Here is a 12,620-nt window from a genome sequence, read left to right on the forward strand (position 1 = left end):
ATGCTCCACTACATGGCGACGCCGGGCAGCCACGGGGGGAGCTGCCCGGCGTCGGTCCGTCGCTCCGACGGGGGATGCGGAGCGCGTACGAAGTATGTCACGGGTAACCGGGTGTGGTGCACCGGAACTTCACGAAAGAGTCTGAGCTTTTCCTGAGGGAAGGGAGCCCGGTTCGGCCGTCGATCAGCCGGCCCGCCGGCCCTCGGTACCGCCCCCGGATCCGCCGACGGACGCCCCGTCGGGTGCGCCGTTCCGCACGCCCGATTCCGGGTGGGATTCCGCCTCGGGTTCCGCCTCGCGGTCCGGCGCGGCTCTGTCCGCCGTCGTTTCCGCGACCGGCGGGATCACCGGACGCATCGGCTCACGGATGAAGGACGAGGGCAGCGAAGGGACGTTCTCCCGGCCCGCGTTGGCGATGACGACGGCCACATACGGCAGGAGGACGCCCAGCACCAGCGCCACGATCGCCACATGACGTTCCACATTCCACAGTGTGGCGGCCAGAACCACGGAAACGGTCCGCACCGACATCGAGATCACATAGCGCCGCTGCCGCCCGCGAACGTCGTCCGCGAGCCCCTGCCGGGCCCCGGTGATCCGGAAGACCTCGCCGTTCGTCTGCTTCCGCATCACATTCCACCGCCTGGTTTCCCTGTCGGACGCTCCCCGGTCCGGACGGGTTCCACGGTACGCCGCCCCCGCGACCGCCACGAGGGCGGGGGCGGCCACCGGACGCGTGCTCGCCCTCCGCCGCCGCGCGTATGGCGGTGTCCGACATGCGCGGTAGCCCGAATGGGCCGAGACTGACGGCGTAACTGCTCACGCGGAGCCGTACGAGGAGGCAGCCATGGGCTGGTTGTGGGCGATCATCGTGGGATTTGTGCTGGGCCTGATCGCCAAGGCGATCCTGCCCGGGAAACAGCACCTTCCCTTGTGGCTGGCCACCATCTGCGGCATCGGCGGCGCGGTGCTCGGCAACTGGGCCGCCGGCGGAATGGGCATCGAGGAGACCCCCGGCTTCGACTGGGGCCGCCACGCCCTCCAGCTGGTCTTCGCCGTCGTCCTGGTCTTCCTCGGAGACCGGGCCTGGATCGCGATGCGGGGCAACCGGCAGCGCACCTGACCCGCATAGGCACCGGTCCGGCACCAGCGCCGGCACCCGGTACGGCGGCCGGGCGGATCACTCCGCCCGGCCGCCGCGCCATGTCCGGGCCCGGGTCCGGGGAAGCCCGAGCCGGATCCGGCTCGAGCTTCCCGGCTCACCGGCTCAGCCGATCTCGATCGCGGCGAGGTTCTTCTTGCCCCGGCGCAGCACCAGCCAGCGCCCGTGCAGCAGCTCCTCGGCCGCCGGCACCGCGTCCTCGGCCGTGACCTTGACGTTGTTCACGTAGGCCCCGCCCTCCTTCACGGTCCGCCGGCCCGCCGACTTGCTGGCCACCAGGCCGACCTCCACCAGCAGATCCACCACCGGGGCCAGCTCGGCGACCTTGGCGTGCGGCAGCTCGGAGAGCGCCGCCCGCAGCGTCGGCTCGGTCAGCTCGGCCAGCTCACCCTGCCCGAACAGCGCCTTGGACGCGTACACCGCGGCCGCGCAGTCCTCGGAGCCGTGCACCAGCGTCGTCAGCTCCTCCGCCAGCGCCCGCTGGGCCGCCCGCGCCTGCGGACGCTCCTCGGTCAGCCGCTCCAGCTCCTCGATCTCCTCGCGGGACTTGAAGCTGAAGATCCGCAGGTACTTCGACACATCGCGGTCGTCCGCGTTCAGCCAGAACTGGTAGAAGGCGTACGGAGTGGTCCGCTCGGCGTCCAGCCAGACCGTCCCGCTCTCCGTCTTGCCGAACTTGGTGCCGTCCGCCTTGGTGATCAGCGGGGTGGCCAGCGCGTGCACCCGGGCGTCCGGCTCGGCCCGGTGGATCAGATCGGTGCCCCCGGTCAGATTGCCCCACTGGTCGCTGCCGCCGGTCTGGAGGACACAGCCGTACCGGCGGTACAGCTCCAGGTAGTCCATGCCCTGGAGGATCTGGTAGCTGAACTCGGTGTAGCTGATCCCCGCGTCGGAGTTCAGCCGCCGGGCCACCGCCTCCTTGGCGATCATCTTGTTGACCCGGAAGTACTTCCCGACGTCACGCAGGAAGTCGATCGCCGAAAGCCCCGACGTCCAGTCCAGATTGTTGACCATGGTCGCCGCGTACGGGCCCTCGAAGTCCAGGAACCGCTCGATCTGGCCCCGCAGCCGCTCGACCCAGGCCGCGACGGTCTCGGGCTCGTTCAGCGTGCGCTCGGAATTGGGCTTGGGGTCGCCGATCAGTCCCGTCGCGCCGCCGACCAGACCCAGCGGGCGGTTCCCCGCCAGCTGGATCCGGCGCATGGTGAGGATCTGCACCAGATTGCCCAGATGGAGACTGGGAGCGGTCGGGTCGAAGCCGCAATAGAACGTGAGAGGACCGTCCGCGAACGCCTTGCGCAATGCGTCCTCGTCAGTGGATTGGGCGATCAGCCCGCGCCACTGCAGCTCGTCGACGATGTCCGTCACGTCTCTCGTGTCTCCTCGGATGTGTTCTGCTGAATCGGGAAAGCGCCTCTCGGCCCCTCCGAGGTTATACGCCCTGGCTGATCGAACTCATATTGAAATCGGGGACCCGCAGCGCGGGCATCGCGGCACGGGTGAACCAGTCGCCCCACTCACGGGGCAGCGTCTTCTCGGTACGGCCCGCCTCGGTGGCCCGGGAGAGCAGATCGACCGGCGACTCATTGAACCGGAAATTGTTCACCGCGCCGGTCACCTCGCCCTTCTCCACGAGATAGACCCCGTCCCGGGTCAGCCCGGTCAGCAGCAGCGTCGCCGGATCCACCTCCCGGATGTACCAGAGGCAGGTCAGCAGCAGCCCGCGCTCCGTCGCCGCGACCATCTCCTCCAGCGAACGCCCGCCCCCGCCGTCCAGGATCAGATTCCCGGCCCCCGGCGCGACCGGCAGCCCGGTCAGGGCCGCGCTGTGCCGCGTGGTCACCAGATGTTCCAGCCTGCCCTCGCGCACCCAGTCCGTCCTGGACAGCGGCAGCCCGTTGTCGAAGACGGAGGCGTCGTCGCCGGAGGCGTGCGCGATCACGAACGGAGCGGACTGGAGCCCCGGCTCCTCCGGGTCGCTGCGCAGAGTCATCGGCAGCCGGGACAGCGTCTCCCCGACCCGGGTGCCGCCGCCCGGCCGCGAGAAGACCGTACGGCCCTCCACCGCGTCCCGGGCCGTCGACGACCACAGCTGGTAGATCAGCAGATCCGCCACCGCGGTGGGCGGCAGCAGCGTCTCGTACCGCCCGGCGGGCAGCTCGATCCGCCGCCGGGCCCACTCCAGCCGCCGCGCCAGCTCGGCGTCCAGCTCTCCCGGGTCCACATCCGTGAAGTCCCTGGTGGCACGCCCGGCCCAGGCCGAGCGCGCGCCGTCCGGGGACTTCGCGTTCAGCTCCAGCGTCCCGTTCGGCTGGTCGTGGCGCAGCCGCAGCCCGGTGGAGGTGCCCAGATAGGTGGAGGTCGTCTCATGGCTGGCGAAGCCGTACAGCTCCCGCCGGCCGGCCCGGGCCCGCGCGAAGGACTCGCCGAGCGCGGGCGCGAACTCCCCGAAGACCGCGGAGGAGGTCTCGGCCGGTGCGTCCCGGAAGCCGGGGCTCTCCGGCACACCGGTGACCAGCGGCCGGGCGTCCTCGGCCGGCTCCGAGGCACGGGCGGCGGCCTCGGCGGCGCGCACCAGCGATTCGAGATCCGACACGGTGACGGCCGAGCGGGAGACCACCCCGGACGCGGTGCCCTCCGCGCCGTCGACCGTCGCGATGACGGTGAGGGTCCGGCCCCGGGTGACGCCGTTCGTGGTCAGCGCGTTCCGCGCCCACCGGAGATTGGCGGAGGAGTGCTCGTCGGCGATGACGACGCAGCCGTCGGCCGTCGAGAGTCCGAGGGCGCGCTCGACGATGTCGTACGGCTTGCTGGTGCGGCTCATCGACCGGCCTCCTGTGTCGTATTGAGGATGTTCACGCCCCGGAACAGGGCCGAGGGGCAGCCGTGGGAGACCGCCGCGACCTGGCCCGGCTGGGCCTTGCCGCAGTTGAAGGCGCCGCCCAGGACATAGGTCTGCGGGCCGCCGACCTGCTCCATCGAGCCCCAGAACTCCGTCGTCGTCGCCTGGTACGCGACATCCCTGAGCTGCCCGGCCAGCCGGCCGTTCTCGATCCGGAAGAACCGCTGCCCGGTGAACTGGAAGTTGTAGCGCTGCATGTCGATCGACCACGACCGGTCGCCGACCACATAGATCCCGCGCTCCACCCCGCCGATCAGATCGTCGGTCGACAGCCCGCCGGGGGCCGGCTGGAGCGAGACGTTCGCCATCCGCTGCACCGGCACATGGCCGGGGGAGTCCGCGTACGCGCACCCGTTGGAACGCCCGAGCCCCGTCAGCCGGGCGATCCGCCGGTCCAGCTGATAGCCGACCAGGGTGCCGTCCCGCACCAGGTCCCAGGACTGCGCCTCGACGCCCTCGTCGTCGTACCCGACGGTGGCGAGCCCGTGCTCGGCGGTGCGGTCGCCGGTCACATTCATCGCGGAGGAGCCGTACGCCAGCTTCCCCAGCTTGTCGAAGGTGGCGAAGGAGGTCCCCGCGTACGCCGCCTCGTACCCCAGCGCCCGGTCCAGCTCGGTGGCGTGGCCGACCGACTCATGGATGGTGAGCCAGAGGTTCGAGGGGTCCACGACCAGGTCGTACCGCCCGGCTTCCACGCTCGGGGCCCGCATCTTCTCCGCGAGCAGCTCCGGGATCCGCTCCAGCTCCGAGTCCCAGTCCCAGCCGGTGCCGGTCAGATACTCCCAGCCCCGGCCCACCGGAGGCGCGATCGTGCGCATCGAGTCGAACTCGCCGGTCGTCTCGTCCACGGCCACCGCCGTGAGCTGGGGGTGCAGCCGCACCCGCTGCTGCGTGGTGACGGTGCCCGCGGTGTCCGCGTAGAACTTGTTCTCCTGAACGGTCAGCAGCGAGGCGTCCACATGGGCGACCCCGGCGGCGCCGAGCAGCCGCCCGCTCCACTCGGCGAGCAGCGCCGTCTTCTCCTCGTCGGGCACCTCGAACGGATTGATCCGGTACGAGGAGACCCAGGTCTTCTCCGAGTGCACCGGCTCGTCCGCCAGCTCCACCCGCTCGTCGGAGCCGGCCGCCGCGATCACCTTCGCCGACAGCTTCGCCATGGACACCGCGCGGCTCGCCACCTTCGCCGCCGCGTCCATGGTCATGTCCACCCCGGAGGCGAAGCCCCAGGCCCCGCCGTGCACCACCCTGACCGCGTACCCCAGGTCCGTGGTGTCCGAGGAGGCGGCCGGTTTGGCGTCCCGCAGCCGCCAGGACGCGCTGCGCACCCGCTCGAACCGGAAGTCCGCGTGCTCGGCCCCCAGGGCGCGGGCCCGCGCGAGCGCCGCGTCGGCCAGGGCGCGCAAGGGCAGCGCGAGAAATGTCGGATCGATGTCATGGGGCACAGGTGCCCTCCCCTTCTCGGCCAAGGCCAACGCGACTCCTGAACCGGCAGTGAATCATGCGCCGCCGCACCCCGACGGCACCCGGTCGCGCACGGTCGGTGACGCCGGACGCCGAGGAGGGGAAGAGGGGGAGAGGGGGAGGGGCGGAGGAGGGGGGATCGGCAGCGAGCCGGACAGGGCGGTCGGGGTGGAAGGCGGCATACCGTGCGGGCTTTCTGTAGAGACCCGACAGGGAGTCGAGTGAGGCGCTGTCACGACCGATTCCCCGCGGGCGGGACGGGACCGATAGTTTCGGGGGTACCACGACTGCTATCGAAAGGGTGATCCGTTGAGCCGCTCGGTTCTCGTCACCGGAGGAAACCGGGGCATCGGCCTCGCCATCGCCCGCGCGTTCGCCGACGCCGGTGACAAGGTCGCGATCACATACCGCTCGGGCGAGCCCCCCGAGGGCTTCCTGGCCGTCCGTTGCGACATCACCGACGGTGAGCAGGTGGAGCAGGCCTACAAGGAGATCGAGGAGAAGCACGGTCCCGTGGAGGTGCTCGTCGCCAACGCCGGCGTCACCAAGGACCAGTTGCTGATGCGGATGTCCGAGGAGGACTTCGTCTCGGTGCTCGACACCAACCTCACCGGCACCTTCCGCGTGGTCAAGCGCGCCAATCGCGCGATGCTCCGGGCGAAGAAGGGCCGGGTCGTCCTGATCTCCTCCGTCGTGGGGCTGCTCGGCTCCGCCGGACAGGCCAATTACGCCGCCTCCAAGGCCGGCCTGGTCGGCTTCGCCCGTTCCCTCGCCCGTGAACTCGGCTCGCGGAACATCACGTTCAACGTCGTCGCCCCCGGCTTCGTCGACACCGACATGACCAAGGCGCTCACCGAGGACCAGCGTGCGGGCATCGTCTCGCAGGTCCCGCTCGGGCGTTACGCGCAGCCGGAGGAGATCGCCGCCACGGTGCGCTTTCTCGCCTCCGACGACGCCTCGTACATCACTGGAGCCGTCATCCCCGTTGACGGCGGATTGGGCATGGGTCACTGATCACCATGAGTGGAATCCTCGCCGGCAAGCGCATTCTCGTCACAGGCGTCCTCACGGACGCGTCCATCGCCTTCCACGCCGCCAAGGTGGCGCAGGAGGAGGGCGCGGAGGTCATCCTGACCGGCTTCGGCAGGCTGAGCCTGGTGGAGCGCATCGCCAAGCGGCTGCCCAAGACCCCGCCGGTCATCGAGCTGGACGTCACCAACCAGGAGCACCTGGACGGACTCGCGGACCGCATCCGTGAGCACTCCAGCGACGACAGCGGTCTCGACGGCATCGTGCACTCCATCGCCTTCGGGCCGCAGGGCGCGTTCAACTTCCTGGAGGGCGAGTGGGACGACGTCTCGACCGCCGTGCAGGTCTCCGCGTACTCCTACAAGTCGCTCACCACGGCCTGCCTGCCCCTGATGGAGCGCGGCGGCTCGGTCGTCGGTCTCACCTTCGACGCGCAGGTCGCCTGGCCGAAGTACGACTGGATGGGCGTCGCCAAGGCCGCCCTGGAGTCGACCAACCGCTACCTCGCGCGTGACCTGGGCCCCCGGGGCATCCGCTGCAACCTGATCTCGGCGGGCCCGCTCAAGTCCATGGCCGCCAAGTCCATCCCCGGCTTCGAGGACCTGGCGGACGTGTGGAACCACCGCGCGCCCATCGGCTGGGACCTGGCCGACCCGGAGCCCGCGGGCCGTGGCGTGGTCGGTCTGCTCTCCGACTTCTTCCCGCGTACGACGGGCGAGATCGTCCATGTGGACGGCGGCGTTCACATGATGGGCGCCTGAGCGACGCCCTCCGCCCGGACCGGATTCGTTCCGTACGGTGCCGACGCCCCGTCCTCCGCAGTGCGCGGGGGGCGGGGCGTCGCCCGTTCGGCCCTCCGGGCGCGCGGCCGGCCGCCGCCGGGGCCAGGGTGGAGAGGCAACCCCCCCCCTTGTGGTGCAGCCGAGGCGCGATCGCGCCTCGGTACGGCCGAGGAGGTACTGCTCATGCGAATGATCCGGTGCTCAGCCCCCGTACTGGCCGCGGTGACGCTTCTGCTGTGGGCGACCCCCGAGGCGGTGTCCCTGGAACCGGGCCCGGAGCCGCGACGGTACGAGGCGGACTGCCGTACCGAGATCGACGGCTCCCGTGTCACCGCCCACTGCCACAATCCGTATCCGGGGACGGACCGGGTGCGGCTGCACATCGAGTGCGAGCGCTGGTGGGACATCGATGTGGACAGCGCGCCCGCCGAGGTCTATCCGGCGGGGTATGTGACGCTCACCGACCGCTGCTGGAAGGAGATCCGCGCGGTCTGGGTCACCCATCAGCCCCTGCCGTCCTCCTGACCCCGGTCCTGGCCCTGACCCTGACCCCGGTCCCGGTCCGGAGCGCGGTCCTGATCCGCCGCCGGGCCGTCGGCCGGTTCCCCGGCCCCCAGACAGGCGAAGGGATAGCCGGCCGCCTCCGCCGCCGCTGCCTCCCCGTCGCCCGCGCGGATCGCCTCGACCAGCCGGCCGTGGTCCATGGGGCGCTCCGGGCGCAGCGCCGGCCCCACATCGTCGCGGAGCCAGTCGCGCAGCAGATCGCCCAGGTCCGCGTACAGCTCGCCGAGCACCTCATTGTGCGAGGCGGCCATCACCGCGAGGTGGAAGGTGGCGTCGGCGGCGACGAAGCGTTCCGTCTCGCCCGTGGCCCAGGCCTCCTCGCGGCGGGCGAGCAGGGTGTCCAGCTGGCGCAGATCGCGTTCCGTGCGGCGCTCGGCCGCCAGCCGCGCGGCCGAGGACTCCAGCGTGGAGCGCACCTCGGCGATGTGCCGGGGGCTCGCGTCGGCGAACCGCCGGTGCATCACCCCCGCCAGTTCGCTGGTCGCCAGAACATAGGTGCCGGAGCCCTGCCGGATGTCCAGCAGCCCGTTGTGGGCCAGGGCGCGGACCGCCTCGCGCACGGTGTTACGGGCCACCCCCAGCCGCTCGACCAGTTCCGGTTCGGTGGGGATACGGGAGCCGACCGGCCACTCGCCGGAGGTGATCTGGTTCCGCAGCTGGGCGATCACCTGGTCGGTGAGCCCAGAGCGCCGGGGAGAGGTCAGGGTCATCGTGCTCCTTGATGCTCGGTCGGGTGCCGCTGCCGCCGGGCGTCCCGGCCAAAGAATAAGGTCCGAGAGGGGACAGCCAATCATCCTATGATTGGTCTTATGTCTTCTGAGGCCAACCCCGACACGCGGACCGCGCAGACCACCGCCACGGCCCCCGCCCGGCCGGCCCCGCCACCGGGGCCCGCCGCCGACGGGGGCGGCCGTACGGTCTGGCTCACCCGGCTGGTGATGATCGGGATCGTCCTCGCCGCGTTCAACCTCCGGCCCGCCATCACCAGCCTCGGCGCGCTCCTGGAGGAAGTCCGCACCGGACTCGGGATGAGCGGCACGGTCGCCGGACTGCTCACCTCCGTACCGGCCCTGTGCTTCGCCCTCTTCGGACTCGCCGCGCCCCGGCTGGCCCGGCGCTTCGGCCCCGGAGCGGTCGTCCTCGCGGGCATGATCGCCATCACGGCCGGACTGCTGATCCGGCCCTTCGCCGGCGGCACCGCCGGATTCCTCGCCGCCAGCGCGCTCGCCCTGATGGGCATCGCCGTCAGCAATGTCCTGATGCCGGTGATCGTCAAGCGGTACTTCCCCGACCGCGTCGGCTCGATGACCGGGCTCTACTCCATGGCCCTGGCTGTCGGCACCTCGGCCGCCGCCGCCGTCACCGTGCCCCTCACCCAGGCGCTCGGCGGCGGCTGGCGCGTCGGCCTCGGCTTCTGGGCGCTTCTCGCCGCCGTCGCCGTACTGCCCTGGCTGGCACTCGTCCGCGACCGGCGCGGCGGCGCGCTCTCCTCCTCCGCCCCTGCTTCCGTCCCCGTCCCGGCGGCCGGCGGGGGTACGGACCGGCGCGCCCCGAGGATCACCCGCAGCCCCACCGCCTGGGCGCTCGCCTGTTTCTTCGGCCTTCAGGCCACCGGCGCGTACATCACCATGGGCTGGATGCCGCAGATCTTCCGCGACGCGGGAGTCCCGGCCGGGACCGCCGGGGTACTGCTCGCGACGACCATGGTGATGGGCGTCCCCCTCGCCTTCGTCATCCCCCGGCTCGCCACCCGGCTGAGCAGCCAGGGCCCGATCGTCGTCGTCCTGGGACTGTGCGGACTGACCGGGTACGCGGGCCTGCTCACCGCGCCCGCCGCCGGAGCCTGGGCCTGGGCGCTGCTGCTGGGCATCTCCAACTGCGCCTTCCCGCTCGCCCTCACCATGATCGGCCTGCGCTCCCGGACCCCCGCCGGAGTGGTGCGGCTCTCCGCGTTCGCGCAGTCCACCGGCTATCTGATCTCCATCCCCGGCCCGCTGCTGGTGGGCGCCCTCTACCAGCACAGCGGCGGCTGGGAACTGCCGATCACGCTCATGGCGGGGCTGCTCGTGCCGCAGATCGTCTTCGGCGTCCTGGCCGGAAGGGACCGGACGATCGAGGACGAGACCGGGATGCGAGACTGAGCGCATGCCAGTCCTTGACCCGAGTCCGCAGAACGGCCAGAAGAAGCTCCTCCTCGTGTTCGGCACGATGATCGGCATCTTCGTGGTGATGGGCGTGATCGCCTCCATCGCCTCCCCCTAGGCCGTGTCGTCGAAGACACGGCCTGGCGAGGCCCCGGGCGGCCGATGGTGGTGCCTGCACCACCATCCCCTAGGGGGTCAGGTTCAGGGAGAAGTGGGTGGCCCACCGGGTGGGCCCCCGCCGCTGTGATCCGTAGCGTTTGACACACATCGAACGCGGACCCGAGATCACAGCTGACGGAGGCGACCATGGCGGTCCACCCGCCCACCCCTGCCCGTGCCGAGGGCCGAGCGGGAGCGGGGATCCGGCTCCCCTGGTGGGCGCTGACCCTTCCGGTGCTCGCCTTCGCCGCTCTGCTGGTCCTCATATCCGACCCGGCGCAGGCGCGGGAGGCCGGTGCTGAGCCCGCCATCGGCGTCTTCCTGGAGTATCTGACGCTGCTGCTGCTCCGCTGAGCCGTACCGGCGCACCGCCGTCGGCCGCTCCCCTCCGCCGTCCGCCGCCGCGTCCACCTCGCGGACGGAGCCCGTCAACACCCCGCGCCCACTGGCGCATTTCATGCGAAGCTGGGGTGCATGAGCGTCGTCACACCCTCCGGGGGGAAAGCCCCCGGATCTTCCGAATCCCGCAGGATCGTGCTTCTCCGACACGCCAAGGCCGACTGGTCGGACGAGTCCGACCACGACCGCCCGCTCGCCGACCGGGGGCGACACGACGCACCCGTCGCGGGCCGCAGGCTCGCCGAGACCGGCATCGTCTTCGACCTGGCCCTGTGTTCGACGGCCACCCGCACCCGCGAGACATGGAAGCTCGCCGTGCACGAACTGCCGACGCGTCCGAGAACGGTCTATGAGGACCGGCTGTACGAAGCCTCCCTCGGCGAGATCATCGCACTGCTGAACGAGACCCCGGACGAGGTGAGCGATCTGCTGGTCATCGGCCACAACCCCGGAATGCACGCGCTCGCCGACGCCCTCGCCGGGGAGTCCGAGGGAGATCTGCTGCCCCGGATGAACCGCAGCGGCTTTCCGACCTCGGCCTTCGCCGTCGTCCAGTTCAGCGGCTCGTGGAAGGGCCTGGAGCACGGCGTGGGCCGGCTCTCCGACTACTGGACGCCGCACGAGTGACGTCGCGGGAGTGATACACCCGAGTGATCCGCGCGGGTGATCCCGTACGAGCGGCGAAGAAGGGCCCCGGCGCACAGGGCGTGCGCCGGGGCCCTCCCCTTCCCCTCGTGAGCTTCAGTGCTCGGCGTCCTCGCCGTCCGCCGCCTCGACCTCTTCACGCGTGATGCCCAGCAGATAGAGCACGGTGTCCAGGAACGGCACATTCACCGCCGTGTGCGCCGCCTCCCGGACCAGGGGCTTCGCGTTGAACGCGACCCCGAGCCCCGCCGCGTTGAGCATGTCCAGATCGTTGGCCCCGTCGCCGATCGCCACCGTCTGAGCGAGCGGAACGCCCGCCTCCGCCGCGAATCGGCGCAGCAGCCGCGCCTTGCCCGCGCGGTCGACGATCTCGCCGGTCACCCGGCCGGTGAGCTTCCCGTCGACTATCTCCAGCGTGTTCGCCGAGGCGAAGTCGAGCCCCAGCCGCTCCTTGAGGTCGTCGGTGACCTGGGTGAAGCCGCCGGAGACCACTCCCACCTGGAATCCGAGCCGCTTGAGGGTACGGATCAGGGTCCGCGCCCCGGGAGTCAGCCGCACCTCGGCGCGGACCTTCTCCACCACGGAGGCGTCCAGCCCCGCGAGCAGCGCCACCCGGGCGTGCAGCGACTGCTCGAAGTCCAGCTCCCCGCGCATCGCGGCGGCCGTGACCCCGGCGACCTCCTCCTCGCACCCGGCGTGCGCGGCGAACAGCTCGATGACCTCGTCCTGGATGAGCGTGGAGTCCACATCCATCACCACCAGCCGCTGGGCGCGGCGGTGCAGCCCCGCCGACACGACGGCCACATCGACGCCGATCTCGGAGGACTGGGTCGCCAGCGCGGTGCGCAGCACCTCCGGCTCCGCGCCGGAGACCGCGAACTCGACGGCGGTCACGGGATACTTGGCGAGCCGGAAGATACGGTCGATATTGCCGCCGACGGAGGTGATCCTCGCCGTTATGGCCGCCGTGGCCTCCGCGGTGAGCGGGTGGCCGAGCACGGTGACATGGGAGCGGCCGCTGCCGCGCGGCCGGTTGTCGCCGACCCCCGAGATGATCTCGGCCTGGAGCCCCAGGGCCTCGGCCCAGCTGTGCACGGTGGCCCTCAGCTCGCCCTCGTCCGCGCCGGCCGCCGTGGGCGCGGTGACCAGGGCGCACAGGACGAGCCGGCCCCGGGAGACGACCTGCTCGATGTCGACGACATCGACGGAGTAGGCGGCCAGAGTGTCGAAGAGCCCGGCGGTGAGCCCTGGACGGTCCTTCCCGAAGATCTTCACGAGAAGGGTGCGTACGTCGGAGTTCTGTGAAGCGCTCATGGTTCCCCCACCGTAACCGGCGAATGTCACGGCGAGACGCGCCGTCCCGATGGGCGGAC

Annotated in this window: 14 protein-coding genes; 8 read left to right on the forward strand and 6 right to left on the reverse strand. The window is 71.2% G+C overall.

Annotated features, from left to right (window positions below; all coding sequences use genetic code 11):
* Positions 1 to 183 precede the first annotated feature (183 nt).
* On the reverse strand, positions 184 to 630 hold the full coding sequence (locus ABD371_RS11960) for a DUF3099 domain-containing protein (protein ID WP_344475684.1): 447 nt from the start codon (positions 628 to 630) through the stop codon (positions 184 to 186).
* Between the two features lie 217 nt (positions 631 to 847).
* Between ABD371_RS11960 and ABD371_RS11965 the strand changes: the two genes are divergently transcribed.
* The gene (locus ABD371_RS11965) at positions 848 to 1,123 is read left to right on the forward strand and encodes a GlsB/YeaQ/YmgE family stress response membrane protein (protein ID WP_344475685.1); all 276 of its coding nucleotides are present in this window, start codon (positions 848 to 850) and stop codon (positions 1,121 to 1,123) included.
* Between the two features lie 144 nt (positions 1,124 to 1,267).
* Here ABD371_RS11965 and tyrS read toward each other — a convergent pair whose 3' ends face one another.
* The 3 genes from tyrS to ABD371_RS11980 form a co-directional block, all read right to left on the reverse strand.
* Positions 1,268 to 2,530 (reverse strand): tyrosine--tRNA ligase, encoded by a 1,263-nt coding sequence (tyrS, locus tag ABD371_RS11970; protein ID WP_344475686.1) that lies wholly within the window; start codon positions 2,528 to 2,530, stop codon positions 1,268 to 1,270.
* Positions 2,531 to 2,594: 64 nt separating this feature from the next.
* Positions 2,595 to 3,986, reverse strand: a complete 1,392-nt coding sequence (locus ABD371_RS11975) for a metallopeptidase TldD-related protein (RefSeq protein ID WP_344475687.1) — start codon at positions 3,984 to 3,986, stop codon at positions 2,595 to 2,597.
* Positions 3,983 to 5,506, reverse strand: coding sequence for a TldD/PmbA family protein (locus tag ABD371_RS11980; protein ID WP_344475689.1), 1,524 nt, complete (start codon positions 5,504 to 5,506; stop codon positions 3,983 to 3,985). Before ABD371_RS11980 ends, ABD371_RS11975 begins: the two co-directional genes overlap by 4 nt.
* Positions 5,507 to 5,834: 328 nt before the next feature.
* Here ABD371_RS11980 and fabG point away from each other — a divergent pair, with 328 nt between their 5' ends.
* From fabG to ABD371_RS11995, 3 genes are all read left to right on the forward strand, one after another.
* Entirely contained in the window at positions 5,835 to 6,539 is a 705-nt protein-coding gene (fabG, locus tag ABD371_RS11985; RefSeq protein ID WP_344475691.1) for a 3-oxoacyl-[acyl-carrier-protein] reductase, read from the forward strand.
* Between the two features lie 5 nt (positions 6,540 to 6,544).
* A complete protein-coding gene (fabI, locus tag ABD371_RS11990) occupies positions 6,545 to 7,315 on the forward strand; it encodes an enoyl-ACP reductase FabI (RefSeq protein ID WP_344475693.1) in 771 nt (256 codons plus the stop codon).
* Between the two features lie 204 nt (positions 7,316 to 7,519).
* Entirely contained in the window at positions 7,520 to 7,861 is a 342-nt protein-coding gene (locus ABD371_RS11995) for a hypothetical protein (protein WP_344475695.1), read from the forward strand.
* Here ABD371_RS11995 and ABD371_RS12000 read toward each other — a convergent pair.
* Complete coding sequence (locus tag ABD371_RS12000; RefSeq protein WP_344475696.1) at positions 7,840 to 8,610, reverse strand: FadR/GntR family transcriptional regulator; 771 nt, start codon at positions 8,608 to 8,610, stop codon at positions 7,840 to 7,842. The two genes, ABD371_RS11995 and ABD371_RS12000, sit on opposite strands and share 22 nt — an antisense overlap.
* A 99-nt stretch (positions 8,611 to 8,709) precedes the next feature.
* On the opposite strand from ABD371_RS12000, the gene ABD371_RS12005 reads away from it, so the two are divergent.
* The 4 genes from ABD371_RS12005 to ABD371_RS12020 all read left to right on the forward strand — a co-directional run bounded on the left by ABD371_RS12005 (position 8,710) and on the right by ABD371_RS12020 (position 11,229).
* Complete coding sequence (locus ABD371_RS12005; RefSeq protein WP_381733585.1) at positions 8,710 to 10,041, forward strand: CynX/NimT family MFS transporter; 1,332 nt, start codon at positions 8,710 to 8,712, stop codon at positions 10,039 to 10,041.
* Between the two features lie 4 nt (positions 10,042 to 10,045).
* Positions 10,046 to 10,162, forward strand: a complete 117-nt coding sequence (locus ABD371_RS12010) for an SGM_5486 family transporter-associated protein (protein ID WP_344475700.1) — start codon at positions 10,046 to 10,048, stop codon at positions 10,160 to 10,162.
* Positions 10,163 to 10,350: 188 nt separating this feature from the next.
* Positions 10,351 to 10,557, forward strand: a complete 207-nt coding sequence (locus ABD371_RS12015) for a hypothetical protein (protein ID WP_190124825.1) — start codon at positions 10,351 to 10,353, stop codon at positions 10,555 to 10,557.
* Between the two features lie 120 nt (positions 10,558 to 10,677).
* Positions 10,678 to 11,229: a SixA phosphatase family protein gene (locus tag ABD371_RS12020; protein WP_190124826.1), complete on the forward strand. Its 552-nt coding sequence runs from the start codon at positions 10,678 to 10,680 to the stop codon at positions 11,227 to 11,229.
* 114 nt (positions 11,230 to 11,343) lie between these two features.
* On the opposite strand, the gene serB is transcribed toward ABD371_RS12020, so the two are convergent.
* Positions 11,344 to 12,561, reverse strand: a complete 1,218-nt coding sequence (gene serB, locus ABD371_RS12025) for a phosphoserine phosphatase SerB (protein ID WP_344475702.1) — start codon at positions 12,559 to 12,561, stop codon at positions 11,344 to 11,346.
* Positions 12,562 to 12,620: the final 59 nt, after the last annotated feature.

Source organism: Streptomyces amakusaensis (genome assembly GCF_039532665.1).
Taxonomy (GTDB): domain Bacteria; phylum Actinomycetota; class Actinomycetes; order Streptomycetales; family Streptomycetaceae; genus Streptomyces; species Streptomyces amakusaensis.